This window comes from Candidatus Megaera polyxenophila (assembly GCF_029982035.1).
GTDB lineage: Bacteria > Pseudomonadota > Alphaproteobacteria > Rickettsiales > Rickettsiaceae > Megaera > Megaera polyxenophila.
This window is the reverse complement of the sequence record NZ_CP104166.1, coordinates 1257320-1277718: the sequence shown is the minus strand read 5'-3', so window position 1 is coordinate 1277718 and position 20399 is coordinate 1257320. Positions and strand designations below refer to the sequence as shown.

The 20399-nt window shown below is 33.0% G+C and carries 17 protein-coding genes, 1 tRNA gene and 2 pseudogenes; 13 read left to right on the top strand and 7 right to left on the bottom strand.

Going from position 1 to position 20399, the window contains the following annotated elements; all coding sequences use genetic code 11:
• Nucleotides 1-376 precede the first annotated feature (376 nt).
• The 4 genes and pseudogenes from N3Z16_RS06815 to N3Z16_RS06800 all read right to left on the bottom strand — a co-directional run bounded on the left by N3Z16_RS06815 (nt 377) and on the right by N3Z16_RS06800 (nt 3947).
• Nucleotides 377-1506: pseudogene (locus tag N3Z16_RS06815) on the bottom strand (IS91 family transposase).
• Nucleotides 1507-1701: 195 nt separating this feature from the next.
• Nucleotides 1702-1836, bottom strand: coding sequence for a hypothetical protein (locus tag N3Z16_RS06810; protein ID WP_282485908.1), 135 nt, complete (start codon nt 1834-1836; stop codon nt 1702-1704).
• A 246-nt stretch (nt 1837-2082) separates the two neighbouring features.
• Nucleotides 2083-2910, bottom strand: coding sequence for an aminoglycoside phosphotransferase family protein (locus N3Z16_RS06805; RefSeq protein WP_282485907.1), 828 nt, complete (start codon nt 2908-2910; stop codon nt 2083-2085).
• Nucleotides 2911-3071: 161 nt separating this feature from the next.
• Nucleotides 3072-3947: a murein hydrolase activator EnvC family protein gene (locus tag N3Z16_RS06800; RefSeq protein WP_223939325.1), complete on the bottom strand. Its 876-nt coding sequence runs from the start codon at nt 3945-3947 to the stop codon at nt 3072-3074.
• A 93-nt stretch (nt 3948-4040) separates the two neighbouring features.
• Here N3Z16_RS06800 and rpiB point away from each other — a divergent pair, with 93 nt between their 5' ends.
• The 4 genes from rpiB to N3Z16_RS06780 all read left to right on the top strand — a co-directional run bounded on the left by rpiB (nt 4041) and on the right by N3Z16_RS06780 (nt 6813).
• On the top strand, nt 4041-4535 hold the full coding sequence (gene rpiB, locus N3Z16_RS06795; protein ID WP_223939324.1) for a ribose 5-phosphate isomerase B: 495 nt from the start codon (nt 4041-4043) through the stop codon (nt 4533-4535).
• Between the two features lie 81 nt (nt 4536-4616).
• Nucleotides 4617-4691: transfer RNA gene (locus N3Z16_RS06790), tRNA-Cys, on the top strand.
• Between the two features lie 14 nt (nt 4692-4705).
• Nucleotides 4706-5635, top strand: a complete 930-nt coding sequence (xerD, locus tag N3Z16_RS06785) for a site-specific tyrosine recombinase XerD (RefSeq protein WP_282485905.1) — start codon at nt 4706-4708, stop codon at nt 5633-5635.
• 65 nt (nt 5636-5700) lie between these two features.
• Nucleotides 5701-6813, top strand: coding sequence for an IS630 family transposase (locus N3Z16_RS06780; protein ID WP_282485904.1), 1113 nt, complete (start codon nt 5701-5703; stop codon nt 6811-6813).
• On the opposite strand, the gene N3Z16_RS06775 is transcribed toward N3Z16_RS06780, so the two are convergent.
• The 3 genes from N3Z16_RS06775 to N3Z16_RS06765 are packed head-to-tail and all read right to left on the bottom strand — an operon-like array spanning nt 6810 to nt 9569.
• Nucleotides 6810-8033: an MFS transporter gene (locus N3Z16_RS06775; protein ID WP_282485903.1), complete on the bottom strand. Its 1224-nt coding sequence runs from the start codon at nt 8031-8033 to the stop codon at nt 6810-6812. The two genes, N3Z16_RS06780 and N3Z16_RS06775, sit on opposite strands and share 4 nt — an antisense overlap.
• Nucleotides 8034-8038: 5 nt before the next feature.
• On the bottom strand, nt 8039-8794 hold the full coding sequence (locus N3Z16_RS06770; protein WP_282485902.1) for a PAS and helix-turn-helix domain-containing protein: 756 nt from the start codon (nt 8792-8794) through the stop codon (nt 8039-8041).
• 13 nt (nt 8795-8807) lie between these two features.
• Nucleotides 8808-9569, bottom strand: a complete 762-nt coding sequence (locus N3Z16_RS06765) for a 2'-5' RNA ligase family protein (protein WP_282485901.1) — start codon at nt 9567-9569, stop codon at nt 8808-8810.
• Nucleotides 9570-9807: 238 nt separating this feature from the next.
• On the opposite strand from N3Z16_RS06765, the gene N3Z16_RS06760 reads away from it, so the two are divergent.
• The 9 genes and pseudogenes from N3Z16_RS06760 to N3Z16_RS06720 all read left to right on the top strand — a co-directional run bounded on the left by N3Z16_RS06760 (nt 9808) and on the right by N3Z16_RS06720 (nt 20194).
• Nucleotides 9808-10227, top strand: a complete 420-nt coding sequence (locus N3Z16_RS06760) for a helix-turn-helix domain-containing protein (RefSeq protein WP_282485900.1) — start codon at nt 9808-9810, stop codon at nt 10225-10227.
• Nucleotides 10208-10468 (top strand): hypothetical protein, encoded by a 261-nt coding sequence (locus N3Z16_RS06755; protein ID WP_223939319.1) that lies wholly within the window; start codon nt 10208-10210, stop codon nt 10466-10468. Before N3Z16_RS06760 ends, N3Z16_RS06755 begins: the two co-directional genes overlap by 20 nt.
• Nucleotides 10469-10549: 81 nt before the next feature.
• Nucleotides 10550-11839, top strand: a complete 1290-nt coding sequence (locus N3Z16_RS06750) for a hypothetical protein (RefSeq protein ID WP_282485898.1) — start codon at nt 10550-10552, stop codon at nt 11837-11839.
• Nucleotides 11814-14120 carry a tetratricopeptide repeat protein gene (locus tag N3Z16_RS06745; protein ID WP_282485896.1) on the top strand — a complete coding sequence of 769 codons (2307 nt, stop codon included), beginning with the start codon at nt 11814-11816 and terminating at the stop codon, nt 14118-14120. The genes N3Z16_RS06750 and N3Z16_RS06745 overlap by 26 nt, the downstream gene beginning before the upstream one ends.
• Nucleotides 14121-14369: 249 nt before the next feature.
• Entirely contained in the window at nt 14370-15683 is a 1314-nt protein-coding gene (locus N3Z16_RS06740; protein ID WP_282485558.1) for an IS5 family transposase, read from the top strand.
• A gap of 545 nt (nt 15684-16228) precedes the next feature.
• Nucleotides 16229-17536 carry an amino acid carrier protein gene (locus N3Z16_RS06735; RefSeq protein ID WP_282485895.1) on the top strand — a complete coding sequence of 436 codons (1308 nt, stop codon included), beginning with the start codon at nt 16229-16231 and terminating at the stop codon, nt 17534-17536.
• 24 nt (nt 17537-17560) lie between these two features.
• The gene (locus N3Z16_RS06730) at nt 17561-18616 is read left to right on the top strand and encodes a hypothetical protein (protein ID WP_282485894.1); all 1056 of its coding nucleotides are present in this window, start codon (nt 17561-17563) and stop codon (nt 18614-18616) included.
• Between the two features lie 121 nt (nt 18617-18737).
• Entirely contained in the window at nt 18738-18992 is a 255-nt protein-coding gene (locus tag N3Z16_RS06725; protein ID WP_282485543.1) for a hypothetical protein, read from the top strand.
• Nucleotides 18993-19064: 72 nt separating this feature from the next.
• Nucleotides 19065-20194: pseudogene (locus N3Z16_RS06720) on the top strand (IS91 family transposase).
• Nucleotides 20195-20399: the final 205 nt, after the last annotated feature.

Sequence of the window (20399 nt, the reverse complement as noted above, 5' to 3'; positions counted from 1 at the left end):
CCTTTGGTAGACTTGGGCTCCTAGTTAAACCTAGCCGAATAAGCTTAAAATGGAGAATAAATCAAAAGACTTTTCGTATAACCAAGCAATTAACTTAATTTGCAATCAATTACAAGCACTCGGTATAACAACAGACATTTCCTGTAGAATTAAAGACCCTTATTCCATTTTATAGTATAGGAAATTCAAAATTTGCAACCAGAAAAATCATCAATCAGCTTTTTAAAAATTCGTTTAATAAATATGTAGTTACCAGCCACAATATTAGAAATTATCAACACTTTTACAAAAATCTCTGCCAGAATCTATCTAAAAATAGGTTCAGTTTTACAAATTATGTGGCCAAGACGTGAAAGAAGTGTTCGCCATAATGATGTTATCTAGGCGTTGATAATAATTCATTGGTTCTTATTAATAACAATGGCGGAGATAAACCGTAATAAACTTGCCGCAGATTCATACATTTATTGCAATTATAGCAAAACAGAGGATCTATTTTAAAATTCAACCAAATCATTAATCTCCAACTAATGAGCTTAGTTTTCTTATGAACGATTTGATTAATTGCCTTATATACGATAGGTAATTGTACGCCCCTAGTTCTATTAGATAAAAAACCGTAATACCTAATCATTCGAAAATAACGATCTGGTATATGCATAATCAGACTAGCTATGAACTGCATCACGGGCATAGTTATGCGATCAATTGTATTATTATAGTGATCAAGAAATTTAAACGTTACCTGCTTTCCGTCGTAATTTTCTATTCTTGTCTCGGAAATAGGGGGCGTTTTATATACCGCCCTAAATATTCTATGTTGCGTTTATGATCATCCGATGGTTTTTGTAAATAAACATACCAACTGATTTCGTATAAACTACTCATCCAGTTATTAAAATTCTCAGCATTTTGATATGCGGACGGCAACTTCAAATTACTTGAGATATATTGAAAGCGAAATAACTCAAGGACTCTATGTCTCCACATTTTTTTAATAGGTTCGGCAGGAAAAAATAATTTTTGCCACTTGCCTTTGCTATTTATACCGCCGCAAGTAACCGATAAATGGATATGAACATTGCGTTTTAAATCTCTACCGAAAGTGTGTAAGGCAGTAAATATACCAACCACAAGATTTTTCTTTGTAGCTATCTCCTTAATAATTCCTGCTGCAATACCGGAAATCAATCCAAACAGATCACGATTGAGCCAAAATATCGGCCATAAAGAGTCCGGCATTGTAAATGTAATGTGCTGCCATCGTGTTTTTGGTAGAACATTGCTAGCCTTACTCACCCATTGATCCGTTTGTTTCTTACCACAACGAGAACAAAACCTACCTTTACAGCTGAATGCTACCGATTTATTGCGGTTACAATCACGGCAGCTATAACGTTTAAATCCTAAATATTTCGTTCCACACGATATAACTTTAGTGACGTTGAAAATAATGCCGTATCTTAGCTTGCCGTATTTTTTAGCGAAATCGAGACCAATTACCACGGTCTAGAAAAATATGTTTTATAGATATTCCTTTACCGACTATTTCCATAAATTACTTATAGTTAATGTTTTCTTACCAAGGAATCTTTCTTCCTTTGCGTTCTAAATCAAATTCTTTACAATCAGGGCAATAGTAAACAGAATTATACTTATGATTGGGAGATATTTTTCGCAACATTATCCAGAAAGCCTTGGCTATTTCCTTATCTCCTTCGGAAAAAATCTTCTTTTGATCCTGCTGTAAGGAATTGCTTGCTCTTTAGAAATGGCCTTAAGAGTTTTTACCGCTAATTCATTGACCAAATGCTGCTCAGAGTGCAAGTTACTCATAACTCAATTATATATTATCTTATGTATGTCTAACATTCAGTCTTTATAACTCAAGTTAAAACAAATCAAATACCAGTATTATAATCCTCCATAAATATTTATCGGTCAAGGGTATCTTCTTTTAAGCTGCCACCGATAGGTGGCTTATCTTGCCTAATAATTTATTATATGAAATCTAACATTTAGATAATAGGTGTGTGCTCTATGTTCTAAGTAATATTTACTACATGCATATAATTTGCTGTTTTAATTAGGTTCATAACCGCATAATTTGTCATTGATATAAGGCGAGTGAGTTTTAATATATTCTATATCTTCAATATACAGTAGATGGTGTCCGTCTGCTATGTTAGTTTTCATGGTTTCTTTGCCTTCTTTTGCTTCTTTATACATGAAATTTACTAATGATTGTAATCTTTCAATAATCAAAGCTGCCATATTAATTCTTTTTTCTATAGGTAAGCCATATGAATCACAGAATAAAGCAGCTCTTGCAACTTGGCTTTTTAAGTGGCCAAATCCATCATGGTTGTTAGGATTTGTTAAAGGAGCCCATCTATATAAGGCATATGCAATATCCCATGTACGAGGTCCGGGATGAGCAGTATCAAAATCTATTATTCCAACTGCTTGTTTTCCATTTAAAACAACATTATAAGGTGCATAATCTCCATGACATATAACTTCTATTGGATAACGGCATGGTAACTGCCAGCATTTCTCTTCAACATTATTATCTTCTAAAAACCCCAGGGAGATATCATGATACTTACGTAGTAAAATAGCAGCCGAGGTAAGGACTCCAATAGATGAGGCATTTTTAGTGAGTGGGTAGTTACTTACTTCTCCTTTTATAAAACTTACTATTTCTCTGCCTGTTTTATCAAATCCTAAAGGTTTTGGCGTAGCATCAAAACCTTTATTATGTAGATAAGCTAGGAATTTATGTACATCTTTAGTCCAATTGCCAGAAGGTCGATAAACATATTCCCCTTTGTTAATAATTTGCTCTTGTCTTGTAAGAGCACTTAATTCATTTTTAGATTTCAAGTTGCTTGCTAAGAATTGAATCATGTTATTTTCTTAGGTAAGGGAAATACAGTTTTTACTGTTATACAGCACATCTGCAGCTAAAAGAAATTACTTTAAGATTAGCTAATGCTAAATTAGTTTTCAGAGTGGCTTTATGTTAAAAGTTTCACAGCTGCTACTTGATACACAAGTCTTATTTTGCACTAATAACTCACAAATTTTAATGGATCAACTGCGTTCTTTCCTTCCCTTATCGCAAAATGCAGTTGTGGTTGTTTTACTTTGCCGGTATGGCCCACATAACCTACTATATCACCTTGGTTGAGGCTAGCCCCTTTAGCTACTATTAAATTTGCGAGATGAGCATAAGAAAGTACTATATTTTTATTATCTAGTTTTATGATAACTAAATTACCGAAAGTAGCATCATAATCTGCGTAAATTACCTTACCAGATGCTGATGCTACAACTTTTGTTCCTTCATCGGCAGAAATATTGATACCCTTATTTGTTCCATATTCTGTTTTTTGTCCAAATTTTGCTATAACAGTACCTACAACAGGAGAGATGTAATCCGTAACTTCCTCTAGTGGTTTCACCGTGGTTTCCTTTGCCTTAGTGGTTACTATAGGTTTTTGAATAAAATCTTTTGGTACTTTTATTTTTAGGATCTGAGATTCTTCTAAATGATAAGGAGGGGTTAAATCGTTGATTTCTGCAATTGCATTTACATTTTGCTTATAATTGGCAGCTATTTCGTGGATTGTTTCATTTTCTACTACGTAATGCTCAACTATTTTATAATTAATGTCGGTAGGTTTGCTTTCTGGTACTATATAGTTTTCGTTATCAAGATTAGGTTTGATAACTTCTGGCAGCTCTTCAATTTCCGGCTTGCTCGATATTATTTCTCCATCATTGCTAATGACAGTTACTGTGTTTTCATTTAAACTCCTCGAATCTCCTAGGTTTGAGTTACCATGGTGGTATTCTATGGGAGCTTGTTGCTTTGTTACCGCACAACCGGATAAAGTGCTAACAGCTAAATATAGTAATATACAAAAACTATAATTTTTCATTTAACTTATGCCTACGGTTTAAAATTTATTATTTATTAACTCGACCGTATTATATAATAAATACTAATTATTTTCTATAAAAAGGATATTTTTATGCGAAATTATGATTTAGCCATTGCAAATGATCATGCGGGATTTGATTTAAAGTTAAAAATTCTTGAATTCTTAACTCATATTGGCTATGAGATATATTCGAATAATCCAGCAAACCGCCATTTAATAACTTATCAGAATAAGAAAAAAAGTATTATTGATCTGGGATCTTATAATACGGATAGGGTGGATTATCCCGATTACGCAAAAAAAGTTGTTGAGGAAATTATTGAGGGTAATATAAAGCAAGGAATATTGATTTGTGGCACGGGCATTGGTATGTCAATTGCAGCCAATCGTAGTTCTTCGGTAAGAGCAGCTTTATGCTTAAATGAATTTATGGCAGAGAGGTCACGATTACACAATAATGCAAATGTGCTAGTTCTTGCTAGTAAAATCACGGAAGAACCAGTTGTTTTTCGTATTATAAACAAATTTTTAACTACGGAATTTGAAAGCGGACGGCATGCACAACGCGTAAACAAGATTAGCTAACCCTATCCTTGAAAATATTATTGCTTTTTATGCCGAAATTAGCTAGAACTTGGAAGCAGCGCTAACATATCTTTAAAAAATGGCCAAGTAGCAAAGTGGTAATGCCGTGGACTGCAAATCCTCTATTCGCCGGTTCGATTCCGGCCTTGGCCTCCAAAAAATTCTAACATATGAACTTTATCGAGCAGTTTTTAGAGATGATGCTTGCGGAGAGGGGGATTGCCAAAAATTCGGTACTCAGTTACAAACGTGATTTAAAAGACTTCTGGGAGTTTTTAATTAAAAACCGATTAACGGAACTGGAAGTAAAAGATTCTGATATTAGTAAGTTCATTTCAGAACTGGCTAAATCTGGAATATCCCCTAGGTCGATAAATCGTAAAATTTCAACTTTAAAAAGCTATTTTATATTTTTAGTAAGTGAGAATCACACAGATTACAACCCTGTTTTGGTGGTGGATTTACCCCGTTATAATTCTAAATTACCTAAATTTTTATCGATTGAAGATATAAAGACATTACTTGAATATTGTAAGCAGGACAGTACTCCTGACGGGATCAGATTAAACGCGATGATCCATTTATTATATGCTAGCGGTATGCGTGTTAGTGAACTTGTCAGTTTAAAAATGAGTGATATTACTAGTGGAAGTAATTGCTCTATAATTAGAAAGAACTTTTTAATTAAAGGGAAAGGTTCGAAGGAAAGAGTTATAATTATTAATGATCAAGCACAGAGCGCTTTAGAAAAATATTTGAAAATTCGCACTAGTTTTTGTGTTAGTAAAAATTCGAAATCAAATAGCTATTTTTTTCCCAGCTATTCGAATCAGGGCCATATGACAAGGCAGAATTTTGCATTGTTATTAAAAAAAGCAAGTTTGAACTCAGGTCTTGATCATGATAGTATTTCCCCTCATATTCTTCGCCATAGTTTTGCTACCCACTTACTTGAGAATGGCGCAGATTTAAGAGTTATTCAAGAATTACTCGGGCATAGTGATATTAGCACTACCCAGATATACATGCACGTACAAGCTTCTCATTTGAAAAAGACATTAAAAGAGTTTCACCCGCTTGAAGCAAAAGATAAGGGTTGATTTTGGAGGATATAATTAAATAAAGTTATAATATATTATCATATGTCTCCTTATAAAAATACATTATGAACATATTAACCCACCAATTAAATACCCGACATAACTATTGCCAAGAAGGAAGGAATTTGTATAATGCAATAATGTCAAAAAGTGAAGATTTTAGGAAATTATCAATAAGCGCACAAGCGTCGATGAGAAAGATTGCTCTAAAACTAGTAAAAAGAGGAGAGAGTCAATCGTCGGTAGGTGAATTAATAGGAGTGAGTCGCCAGACAGTAAATGAATGGGTAAGGAGGGAAAAGAGAGGCGACAAGTACGCAATTAGTGGGAAGTTAAGAGGTAGAAAGATAGGAGAGAAAAGGCTTATAACCGAAGATCAAAGTAAAATAATACAAGGGTACGTAAATATCTCTAGACCAGAAGATCACAATATCAAATCAGCATTATGGTCAAGAAAATCAGTTAATGCACTCATCAAAAAACATTGTGGATTTTTTCTTCCCCTAAGTACAATAGGCGAATATTTAAGAAGATGGGGGTATACTGCACAAAAGCCAAAGAAGTTAGCATATGAGCAGCAACCCAAAAGGGTTCAATTTTGGTTAGATGAAGAATATCCGTCAATAGCCAAGCAAGCAGAATATGAAAAGGCAGAAATACATTGGTGCGACGAAGTAGGGATAAAACAAGAGTGTCAGGTATTACAAAGCTATTCTTTAAAAGGAAAAACCCCTGTTGTGATTCATAAATCGAAGAGATTTAGTATAAACATGATATCCACTGTTACAAATAACGGTAAGCTAAGGTTTATGCTGTACGAAGAGACACTAAAAACAAATGTATTTATAGAATTTTTACGGAGGTTGGTAAAATACTCCAAGAAAAAAATCTTCTTAATCCTAGATAATCTCAAGGTTCATCATAGCAAAAAAGTACAAATATGGACTCGGAAACATAAAAAGAAAATTTCTTTATTTTTTCTGCCTCCGTATACTCCGCAACATAATCCGGATGAATATTTAAACAACGATTTAAAAAGAAATGTAAATAGGAAACATATACCTCTTACAAAATCTGAACTCCAAGGGAATTTAAAATCTTACCTAAGGACTCTGCAAAATAACCCAGAACATATCAAAAGATTATTTCAGGCGAAAGAAGTAAAATATGCCGCCTAAGTCGGGTATTTAATTGGTGGGTTAATAGCTAGAACAGCTAGAAAAGTTAAATAATAAGACATGACTAACCTGTCTCCCGTGATTTGATATAACCATGTACCAATCATTGGTACTGTACCTCCAAATATAGCAGCGCTTAGGTTACATGATAACGCTACTCCCGTAAAACGAATTCTAGTTGGAAAAAGCTCTACTAGAATTGTTGGAATTGCCCCCATATGAAATGCCACTATAATAGCAAATAAAACTTGCGCAGTTATTGCAAGGTAATAAGATTTAGCATTTATCATGAGAAAAATCGGATATGTAAGGATTACAAGTGCCAGACAGCTATAAAAAATTACAGGTTTGCGTCCAATTTTATCTGAGATCAATGCTGCCACTGGGAAGCTGACCATCATGATTATTAGAGTCAGCCCGCCTGATATTGAACTTTCGTTCTGGTTGTAACCAAGGGTTATCATGTAATTTTGAATAAAGATTGTTGCGGCGTAAAAAGGAGCTGTAACATTAATATAAAGCCCCACTGCTAGAAAAATCTTCTTTTTATGATTTAGCAGTATTTCTTTTAAAGGAGATGCTGCAGTTAATCCCCGATCCCTTATTTTAGTGTATAATGGAGTTTCCGATAGGCTATTTCTTATGTACAACCCTATCATACCGATAAAAAAACTACTAATAAAAGGCAGGCGCCAGCCAAATGACCATAAATCTTCTTTTGATAAAAGGAAACTAAGTAAGTAGGCAACTATTAACCCAAACAACATACCTAAACATTGGCTAATATATACAATACTACCGGCTAACCCTCTTTTATTTGCTGGGGAATGTTCTGTAAGGTAAATTACACAACCGCTGAATTCTCCACCTAATGAAAATCCTTGTGCCAATCGTGCTATGGTTAAAATTATAGGAGCAGCTAGACCGATTGAATCGTAACTTGGTAATAACCCAATTATGGTAGTAGGTACTACCATTGTTAGTATGCCGATAGCTAAAGAAATACGCCTACCGAATCGGTCTCCGATGTTTCCAAAAATAATTCCTCCGATCGGTCTAACAATAAATCCAGCTGCAAATATTGCAAAAGTCAGTATTTCATTAATATAACTATCTGGAAAAAACTTTTCTTTAAGTATGTAAGCAAATTGAGCGTATAAGATAAAATCGTACCACTCTAATGCGTTACCTACCATACAGGTGATAATAATTTTTCTCATAATACCTAATGCATTTCCATAGAAATTATATCTTCTGGAATATAATATAGAAATCCGCTATTAATTGCTTTTTCTATGATTTGAGATTTATTATTACATCCTAGTTTTAACTTGATTATCATAAAATAGGATTCTACAGTGCGTACCGACAAATTTAAAATTTTAGCAATTTCTTTCATGGATTTGCCTCGCAGCAATAAAAACACGCATGCTTGTTGTTGTTTGCTTAACGGGAGAGGGGAATGTTCCTGATTTAAAATATAAATTGCTGGTTTATTTTTGGTATTTATGAATTTCTGATCCTTTTGATTTAAGGTCAAATACCAATTAAACATATTGGTATTCGATACATCCATCACCTGGCCATATATTCCGGCAACTGTGCCGTTTTCCTGTTGTATAGGAGTCTTATTGCTAATTAAGGTTTTCCAACCGGACGAATAATTGCAAATGTACACGCTTAGTACGGCTTTTGCAGTATCCACCACTTTTTGATCAAGAGTCCTAAATTGCTCTGCTGCCTTTACCGCTTCACAAGGTATATCAAAATCTGTTAAATCAATACATTGATCAGGGCTCTTCCAGCCAAGTAATAAGGCGTAATCTTTGCTAATAACAGAATATCTTGAATGAATATCTTTAGCGATAACAAAGCCAGGTATATTTGTTATAGACGAAAATTCAGATTTCAGATCATTTTGTTTAGAACTGATGATCAATCTATTCTTTATAGATTTTGTTTCTTGTAAGGTATTGGGCATGTATTTTAAATAATTACTTAGGTATATCTATGCTATAAACTATTTTTTGAATATTGCCATTATATCCTAATTCACCTACAACTATCTTGGAGGCTTTACATACCATATTTTCCTTAAAGTTAACTCCTATTTCTTTTGCAGCGTGTTGTAACTCGGAGCTTGGTGGGTATTGATAAAACAATGTCATATGGGGATTATATAGTTCTAAAAGACCGCTAACACCATAATTGTCTACTTGTTCACGCTGTACACCTGTCATATCTTTATAAACATCTCTAGAGCGATCTAGAGGGCGTTTATGGTAAGGGCTAGCAAGCTGAACAATGGTCTTATGTAATTCCTGAAGATATTCAGTTTTTTCTGTGCCTAAATCTATCCATCTATCTGAAGTAGATGAAATCTTAGAAAAATTTAAAGTAAATGGTTTGAGCTCTATAGCTTTAATTTTATTATATATTTCGTTTATATCCTTGGTGTCGTATGCTCCATGATACAAAGTAACATGCCAATGGTTTTTAGCATTTTTGAAGTGGCTTAATATTTTTGTAATGTCCTTGTTTAATTTTTCTGCCACTTTTGTACACTTTTCTTCTGGTAATATAACAATACCATATTCTTTAATATTATGTTCTGTAGCTAGTGATGGGTTAATGGAAGCAAATATAAGGCAAGTGACCACTGCAATTAAAAACCATGGTTTGCCAATAAAATCTTTTGCCGATCTAGTAGTTAATGTATAGTATTTCCCTAAAAAATTTTGTACGTGAAATTGCATAATAGTCTATTTCCCTCCTAATTGATTGTCTATTTTTTGTACAAAATTTTTTATACCAAATGTTTTTTAGTAATTCCAGGATTATTATTATATATAGAAATTCAATTATAGTTTAACCGTAATAAATACTGTAGTAATTAGCCCTTTAGTGCAGGATTCGGTAGGGAAAAAACAGGCTATACCTTAAAGTTTTAAAATTATAACTATAAAAAGGTAAATATTTTACCAAAAGGACAAAATGGCACGTAAAAACGATTATATAGCAAAAATAGACAAATTTATCGGTAATAAAATAGCTTCGTTAAGGTTGTCAAAAGGTTTTTCACGTAAGCAACTCTCAGAAGCCGTTGGTATAACCGGTCAGCAGCTTTCTAAGTATGAGAAAGGAAAAAATAGAGTTTCAATAGGAAGGTTAATTTTAATCTCTAAAGCGCTCGGTGAGAGAGTATCTTACTTTTATGAGGGGCTAGAAACTGAAGTCACATATCAGCTGCCGATAGACCAAGAGCAAATTTGCAGGCAAGTGGTCCGTAACTTTATGCGGCTTAATAATTTGGAGCATCAGAATGCTATTAATCAGCTTATCAGATTATTGTTAAAAGATACAATCGCTGAAGGAAATATAAAAGGATATTCTAATGGAACAGAAAGTAGATAAACTCAAGGACTCTCTAGTTTTTATTTTGGATAAATTGGAGAATATGGAAAAGCAGGTAAGAAAACAGGAGCACGAGATCGAAAACTATATAAAGAAAAACCGTAGCATCGATTTTAACGAATTAGTAGCAGCTCATTTAAAGTCCACTAAAACCTCTATTGAATTGCTTCGTGAAGAGATAGATGAACTGCAGCAGCTAATAACTCTATTGTTTAATGGAATAAAAAACAACCCTGAATAAATAAATTTCATAAAAATTAACCGATAATTAATGTATAGTTGCTATTTTTTCTTGTAAAAATTTTTTACAAGAGCAAGATCGATGCCTCATCTAAGAAAATCTATTATTGCTTATGGGTTAAACAAGGTAGTTAAAAACGCAGAGAAAAATTATTGGCAGTATTATACAGTCTCTATAATCACTACATTTTTAGTTGTAGCTGTTATAGATATTGTGGTTTATCGAGATTTTGCTTTCCAAGTAAAAGAAAAGGAGGAATCTTTTCTCCAAGGCGCTGAGGTCACTATAAAAAACCTTATATTGCATGATCTAAAATTGGTTTATGATGGTGTTTCAGATTCTAATAAATTAATTATACTTAAAAATTATTCACCAGTTAATACGCAAAAACAAAATACAATAATTACAGGAAATGTTTTATACATTAGCCGCGGCCCAGAACAAATAATTTTTGATTTACAACCCTTGGTTTATCTGCTAAGTTCTATTTTAACTGAAAATTTTTATTGTCAATTAACTTTGAATGGTAAACTATTAATGGCAAATATTGAAGATTTGCAATTTTCTTCTATAAAAACCTATCAAATTAATAGGGAGAATGGCCTCACGCTTAAACTGGGCATTAAACAGGAATCATCTTTTGCACAAGCTAATTTAAGTTACCTCAATCGTCAAACTTTTGGCTTGGTTATAATTTCCGTGTTAGGATTTTTAGCGGCGATCCCGTTAATCATGTATTTTATACATAAAATACAACAGTTTAATGAGTTAACTAGAAAAATTTCAGTTTTAAAGAAAGAGCATGAACTTTATCTGGGATATGCAAAAGCTTTTAAGGGTTTAGACCAGCAACATGCTTTGGGGACTGAGTTTTTTGTTATAAAACCAACTGTTGATCACTTAAATGTTACTGAACTCCTAGAAGAGATAAGAGTCCTTGTTCTAGCCTACACTACGCGAGTTTTCTATAAATTCGAGCTACAACTAATATCTGATGTTTCTTCCATCGATATAGCATGTAATACAGCGTTGTTTAAACAAATTATTATTAGCTTATTATTGAATATTTTATACTTTATGAGGGGTGGAACTCATATAAAAAATTTCTCTATTAATTTCCAGGAAGATAGGATGTTTATAATTTACGATTCATTTGCTGCCAGTGAAAAGCATATGTGCCAATGGTCTGAAGATATATCTCATCACATATGTAATCCTTATATACTCAATTGCAAAAGGATATTTCAGTTAATCAAGCAATGCGGATTAAGTTATGAAGTTGCTCCTCAGCAAGGTAACAATAAAATAACAATTTTTAATTTAACTAAAAAAGGGGAGTTTAATCGTGTTATCAAGTTTAATAAAAAATAGTAAGCCATTAGTTTTATTACATATAATTTGGTTAAGTGGATGTGCTTTTTCTGCTGAAAAAACTGATATTGTGGTAGAAAAAAGGTTAAATCCGGTGGCTTATTTCGTTGACCGCACAGAACCTACAAAAGATATTTTACAGAGTCTCTCATTACACAAAACAGTAAGTTTAGTTGGCGTTACCAGTATTGGAAAAACTGAGATTGCCCGCAACTATGCGCTAACTAATCGTGAGAAATATGAATTGATCTGGTTTTTTGACGCTAGCCTGGATCTAAATGAACAATTTGTGTTATTAGCAAAGAAGATTAACGAGACATTATTGGCAACAAGCAAAAATAAACTTTCCGAAGAGCCCAATAAGGCCCAGAAAGAAACCATGGACTTTTTAACGGGAAGAAAAAATTGGTTATTGGTTTTTGACAACTTAAGATTAAATCAAAACAAAAAGATAGCTCCAATAATCAACTGGAATCATGACGGGCATATTATAACATGTGCTCAGGATTCTGCTACTTTACCGAATAACATATATATACATCAATTAGATAAGGAAAACGGCATGAAGCTTTTACAAAAAATATTGGGCAACGATCAGGTAAGCCAGGAACTGCTTGAGAAATTAGTAGATATATTTAAAGGATATCCAGGGCCTATTGTCCAAGGCGCTCTTTTACTAAAAGAGCATAAATACCTCTCTATCGACGAGTATAAAAATATATTAATGAAATCATCTAATCCGGTAAAAAAACATATGGAACTTGTATTAAATCTGTTAAATGATAATGATAAAAAACTTTTACGTACTATTGCTGTATTGAATAACCAAAACTTTTCAAAAAATTTACTCAATATTCTTTTGGGTAACGATGGTTATATAGCCGAAGGATTACAGCATCTTTCTCAATTTGGATTAATAAAAAATACTGAAAATAAGGATAATACCAACCTATTTGAGATGCATGACGCAATAAAAGAAGGCGTCTTAGAACTTGCCACAGAAAAAGAAGTAGAAGAGGAACTTACTAAGGTAATAGGGGCATTAAACTCCTTGATGCAAAAAAAGGGAGAAATGAGTAGGTATGGTTTTATCACTAGTGATGCAACAATTAAATCCAATTTAGACATTTTACTCGATAATGCTGAAAAATATAAGGTTAACATATACGTTGTACTGGAACTTAGGAAAAATCTTGCCGGATATTATATGTCATTGCTGGATTACTATAACATGGAAAAGATGAAAAATTGGCTAGAAGATAAAAAAATATCCGAATCTTTAGATAGTAGAAAGATGACTAATCCGCAGAAAATTAGTTACAGTTGGTACTTAAACGATATAGGCGTTTATGAACATTTTGCTAAAAGTAAATATGTTAGTGCATTATCTTATTTCTTAAAAGCTCGGGATATAATAAAAGATATAAAAGAAGCCCGCTTGTTAGAAGCTGCAATATTACTGCAAATTGCGCAGGCTCAGGTTTATAGCGGTGATATTATTAATACAGAAAAAGAATTAGAACAATATAGTATTCTGGCAGAAAAAAATAAGCCATATATCGATAATAAAGACAGTAAAGATGACGAAGCAACGTATTGGTATATAAAGACTAGGGTATTATTGTCGAAAAGGCAATATCCGGATGCTTTAGCTGCCATAGATAATACTATTAAATTAGTGTTAGAGCTTGCCAAAGAACAGCTTATCCCGGAAGCCACTGCTACCTTGCCTTGTTATATTGTAAAGTCAGAGGTACTTAATTATATGGAAAAATTTAAAGACAGTTATGATATTATAAAGCAGGCTGCAAAAGAAACAATGCCTGATGACCAGGCTATCCATGAATTACATGCTAGAATACTGGTGCAATTATCTAGAGCAGAACTAGGCTTAGGAATGGTTGATGAAGCGTTAGAACATGCTACTACAGCTTGTGACATTTTTCAAAAAGAAATGGACAAGTATAATATCACCGCTGTTACTAACCCCGAATTTGCTACCGCATTAGTAGCTAAAGGAGATGCGTTATTTAGGAAAAATCGGTTTGATGAATCTTTAACAGCTTATAATGAAGCGGAAGCTATTTATTTTAGAACATACGGTAATAATTATAGCCGTATGGATGATGTTTCTTATTTATTATCGCAAGGATCAAAAGCTGCTTGTATAGGTAAAAATCAATTTTGGAAAAAGCATTTTTATGATCAAATGATTGCTAATTTTGCTAAGGACCATCCAAGAGTAGTTGATACAATAGCTGTTTGTGACAAATTTAAGTAGAAATATAAATGAAAGAAACTTTATTTTTTATCAGGCGAATAGTATTTCGTAATTAACCACTTGACGAATTGCGGATCAATAGTTGTGTTACTAAATTGATCCGCATAGGAACATATCTCCTGAACTAATAAGTCTCTCCGTCAAAACTCTCTACCCCTGAATTAGAAGGGGTTTCATGTTATAAATGGCTTACGAAATCCATAAGAAAATGTTATAATTAGCGCATAAAGCTTATGGATTTTAAAGTATATGCCTATAGAAAATATTAGTTTTTCTCAAAAACAAGAAAGATTATTTGGTGAAAAATTATCTATACAACTAAATCGCAAAAACAAATTATATAAACTGAGAGATTTGGTAAATTGGTCTGAACTTGAAGCGCTGGCATTAGCTAAGGTTGAAATCAAGCAATTCGGTAGAAATAAGAAGGATCATAGAGTAATGCTAGGACTATCAATGCTGCAAGCTATGTATAACGGTTCTGATTCGTTTACGGAGGAAGAATTAAAGGAAAATATATATTGGCAATATTTTTGCGGCTATGAGTATATGCAACAAGATATTGACGTATCGGAGGCGACTATACGTAGATTCCGCAATGCTCTGGGAGAGGAAGGATATAAAGAGATTCTAAAAGAGCTTTTGCGTATAGGACTGAAGGTCGGAGCACTCAAAAAAAAAGACTTGGAATCGGCGATTATAGATACGACTGTACAGATTAAGAATATCAAACATCCACATGACGTACATTTAATGGAGACCGCAAGAGCAAAAGTAGTAGATCTCTGTAAACGACTTGGTATTTCGCTTAACGAGACATACGCCAAGAGTTTTAAATATAAGACGATCAAGCTTTGGAAGTACAAGGAAGATAGTAAAGCAAGGCAACGTAGAAAAATAATGATAAGCTTAAAAGTCCGCTTAGGTAGGTTGATCCGTATATGCTGGAGAGGTATAGAAAAATCAAAATTAGAACTATCTGCTGAGGATAGCGCCATTTTTACGAGAGTTAAAAATATTCATGCCCAGTCTGTGCTTAAGAAAAAGGACAAGGATATTTATAAAAAAGAGCATAAGATAGTCTATAGCTTTCATGCTCCGGAGGTAGAGTGTATCGGCAAGGGTAAAATGAATAAACCTTACGAATTTGGTAACAAAGTCGGGATTGCAGTAAGCGGCCGAGGCAACTTTATTCTTGGGGTTAAATCTTTTCACGGTAACCCCTACGACGGACATACTTTAGATCAAACGGTATCGGAGCTGCGCAAGCTAAGTCCGGAGACTAGCAAAATTTTTGTAGATCTTGGTTACACCGGCCATAACTTCAAAGAAAAAGGCAAGGTTTTTACCGCCAAGACCAAGAAAGCTTTATCAACCGATGACAAAAAGATGCAAAAGCGGAGAAGTGCAATTGAACCGATAATAGGTCATCTAAAGAATTTTGGTCGTATGGGTAGAAACTACCTTAAGGGAATAATTGGAGATATCGTTAATCCGCTTATCTCTGCCGTTGGCTTGAATTTGCGTAGAATCACTAATATTCTCAAAGAATCCACCGCATAATAATTTTCCGAAAATCTTAATAATTTAAGCAATTAGCATTGCTCAAGAGAGAATCATGAGTAAATTGTGAATTTTTGCCATCATAGCACCTAAATTTTATATTTTTGGTAAAAAAATACCCCAAAAAAATAAAAATGCGATGATTGACTTTTAAAATTATTAAAACTACATCAAAAATTTAGAATTTTGACGGAAAGACTAGATAGTAACAATTGGTTTAGCAGTTTTTTCTATAAAAATAATTTTTAGAGTGGTCTTTTCTAAAAATTATGTTACAATACCTATACTAATAAAAGCAATACCTAGATTATTAAATATTATGATAAAGCGAAAACATTTTTAGTTTAATTATCTGCCGCTCAAAGCTGAGCTTTTTAAATTTTTCTAGAATTTGTTTTTATTGTTTTATTATGTACCAACCTTTTATAACCTTCCTTACTTATCTCCTCCTTACTCTTAAGTTGTTGATGGCACGAAAACGTCCTTGATAATTTTTAAACCAATTACTTAAAAAACATCAAAATTAACTTAAAAACAAAATTATTATGGACTATTTATTTGACATCATTGCCGCATTAAGTTCTTTATACTGGAGTTATATAGGTTGGGCAGTAATCTGCGCTGCGGGATTTTATCTTACTATAATATCTAGAGGCTTCCAATTCCGTGCTATTGGCAATTTCAAAAAAAATATAAAGGATATTTTACAAGAAGGTGGTAATAAGGCTAATACTGGCATTCATCCAATAAAACTTTACTTTGCCTCTGTAGGAGGAATGGTAGGACTTGGAAATATTATCGTCATAAGTACTGCCCTCATGATTGGCGGCCCGGGAAGTATCTTTTGGACTATAATAGCTTCAATCTGTGGCATGTTAATAAAATATTCAGAAATATATTTGGGAGTAAAACATCGTCAGCCAAATAAAAATGGAGGATTTGACGGTGGTCCTATGTATTACCTGCGTGACGCTTTTAAAAATAACTATGTACCATGTATTGCGGCTTTTCTTATATGTTTATACGGTGTAGAAACTTATCAGTTTTTAGTACTAGTAGACAGAATTGAGCATAGTTTTGAATTAAATAGAATGGCCGTAATTTTAGGACTATTAGCATTAGTTTTATATAGTTCTATTGGCGGCATAAAAAGGCTAGCTAGCATATGCACTATAATAATGCCTATATTTATGCTTGTTTATGTTTTTGTAGCTTTATACATTATTGTTAGTAATATACATATTTTGCCAGAATTTTTTGCTACCGTCATTACTTCTGCTTTTACTGGACATGCTCCAATAGGAGGTTTTGTCGGCAGTAGTATGATCTTAGCCACATACCATGGCATGTCCAAAACCGTTTATTCCGGAGATATTGGTATCGGTTATGACTCCATAGTGCAAAGCGAAACTAATATAGTAAATCCGGAAAAACAAGCTACTCTAGCTGTATACGCATTATTTACCGATACTTTTATATGCATACTTACTAATACTATGCTTGGGGTAACCGGTGCATGGTATAAATTTAATCATCTGGATGAAACCACAATAGTTTCAAAGACGATAGCTAATTACTTTCCATATAGCGATTTATTTGTAACTTTATTACTATTCTTTGCCGGATTTACAACAATAATCGCTTATTTAACAACCGGAACAAAATGTGCAAAATATTTAAGTCCTAAATATGGAAAAATAATATATTTGATATATGCTATATTTGCTTTTATATTTTTCTGCAATTTTTCCCAAGATAAAGTTATTGTAGTAATGGGATTGCTTAGCGGAATTCTTGTATTGATAAATGTATCCGGAATGATAAAATTACGGAAGGAAATTAAATTCAATTGAATAAATATTTATATAATTAAAAACATGAAGAAGAAAATAGGGCTTTTTGCTGTTGTTACTGTTCTTGGAATAACGTGGTTTGTACTTGCAAATAAATTTGAAGATAAAGTACGCACCGTATACTTACCGATCTTACAAGAGCAAAAAGAAAAAGGTGCAATTGAATTAGAGTTGGATAATATTAAAATTCATAAATATAAATTTGCTGTCGCAATAACAAATGTTATCATTTTTCCAAAATCCGATATTTTTCAGACTAAACTAGATGGAGTTTCTTTATTCTATAATCCTTTAACTAAAGATATTTCAGTTTCTTCTTTCGGTGACAAGATTTCTATTGGTACGGGCGAAACTGAAATATATATAGCTAACCCGTCTTTTTCTGCCAAAATTAGTGGTTCTGTTTTTCAAGGTAATATGAATGATATTCGTGTTACCTTTAATAGTGCGCCCCAGCAGTTTTTAAGATCAGCTGACCAATTACCTCTTATGACAGATAAAGGGGCTTCTTATGAAATTACAGGAAAATTAGATGAAAAAACTAATCAGTACCTATTAAAATTGGTAGCAAATACCAAGGGTATAAGTATAACTCGCAACTATTTTAAATGGTCTCATCAATTAACTAGTAAAAATTTTGAAATGATTCAGGAAGGTCAACCTCTAACAGATTTTTTAAATGACATTGCTGCTGATTATTACTATGCAACTGTACCAGATAATTTAATCGACTCTAACATGAATGTTTCAATAACAGCTGATAAGAATCATTTAGAAAACATTTTCAAATTTATTCAAGGCAAAATCCACTTTGAAGAACTAGCCTCAAATTTGGCTAAAACTTTCAATTTAAATAAGGAGTTATTTGATATCGCAATACTTGCTTCTTATGGCAATAACTTATTTAACAATAAACTTTCATTTAATCTTTCCGGCGATGGTAAAGTCCTAAAAGGTAATTTGGATGTTGAAGATAATAAAAATTACCCAAAAGATAGGATTGAAGAAATTGCAAAATTAACATCAGACTTGTTAAGTAAAGTTTTTAACAAGATAAGCCACCTATCGGTGGCAGCTTAAAAGAAGATACTCTTGACCGATAAATATTTATGGAGGATTATAATACTGGTATTTGATTTGTTTTAACTTGAGTTATAAAGACTGAATGTTAGACATACATAAGATAATATATAATTGAGTTATGAGTAACTTGCACTCTGAGCAGCATTTGGTCAATGAATTAGCGGTAAAAACTCTTAAGGCCATTTCTAAAGAGCAAGCAATTCCTTACAGCAGGATCAAAAAGATTTTTTCCGAAGGAGATAAGGAAATAGCCAAGGCTTTCTGGATAATGTTGCGAAAAATATCTCCCAATCATAAGTATAATTCTGTTTACTATTGCCCTGATTGTAAAGAATTTGATTTAGAACGCAAAGGAAGAAAGATTCCTTGGTAAGAAAACATTAACTATAAGTAATTTATGGAAATAGTGGTAAAGGAATATCTATAAAACATATTTTTCTAGACCGTGGTAATTGGTCTCGATTTCGCTAAAAAATACGGCAAGCTAAGATACGGCATTATTTTCAACGTCACTAAAGTTATATCGTGTGGAACGAAATATTTAGGATTTAAACGTTATAGCTGCCGTGATTGTAACCGCAATAAATCGGTAGCATTCAGCTGTAAAGGTAGGTTTTGTTCTCGTTGTGGTAAGAAACAAACGGATCAATGGGTGAGTAAGGCTAGCAATGTTCTACCAAAAACACGATGGCAGCACATTACATTTACAATGCCGGACTCTTTATGGCCGATATTTTGGCTCAATCGTGATCTGTTTGGATTGATTTCCGGTATTGCAGCAGGAATTATTAAGGAGATAGCTACAAAGAAAAATCTTGTGGTTGGTATATTTACTGCCTTACACACTTTCGGTAGAGATTTAAAACGCAATGTTCATATCCATTTATCGGTTACTTGCGGCGGTATAAATAGCAAAGGCAAGTGGCAAAAATTATTTTTTCCTGCCGAACCTATTAAAAAAATGTGGAGACATAGAGTCCTTGAGTTATTTCGCTTTCAATATATCTCAAGTAATTTGAAGTTGCCGTCCGCATATCAAAATGCTGAGAATTTTAATAACTGGATGAGTAGTTTATACGAAATCAGTTGGTATGTTTATTTACAAAAACCATCGGATGATCATAAACGCAACATAGAATATTTAGGGCGGTATATAAAACGCCCCCTATTTCCGAGACAAGAATAGAAAATTACGACGGAAAGCAGGTAACGTTTAAATTTCTTGATCACTATAATAATACAATTGATCGCATAACTATGCCCGTGATGCAGTTCATAGCTAGTCTGATTATGCATATACCAGATCGTTATTTTCGAATGATTAGGTATTACGGTTTTTTATCTAATAGAACTAGGGGCGTACAATTACCTATCGTATATAAGGCAATTAATCAAATCGTTCATAAGAAAACTAAGCTCATTAGTTGGAGATTAATGATTTGGTTGAATTTTAAAATAGATCCTCTGTTTTGCTATAATTGCAATAAATGTATGAATCTGCGGCAAGTTTATTACGGTTTATCTCCGCCATTGTTATTAATAAGAATCAATGAATTATTATCAACGCCTAGATAACATCATTATGGCGAACACTTCTTTCACGTCTTAGCCACATAATTTGTAAAACTGAACCTATTTTTAGATAGATTCTGGCAGAGATTTTTATAAAAGTGTTGATAATTTCTAATATTGTGGCTTGTAACTACATTTTATTAAACGAATTTTCAAAGTTTTGATTAACAATTTTTCTGGTTACAAATTTTGAAATTCCTATACTATA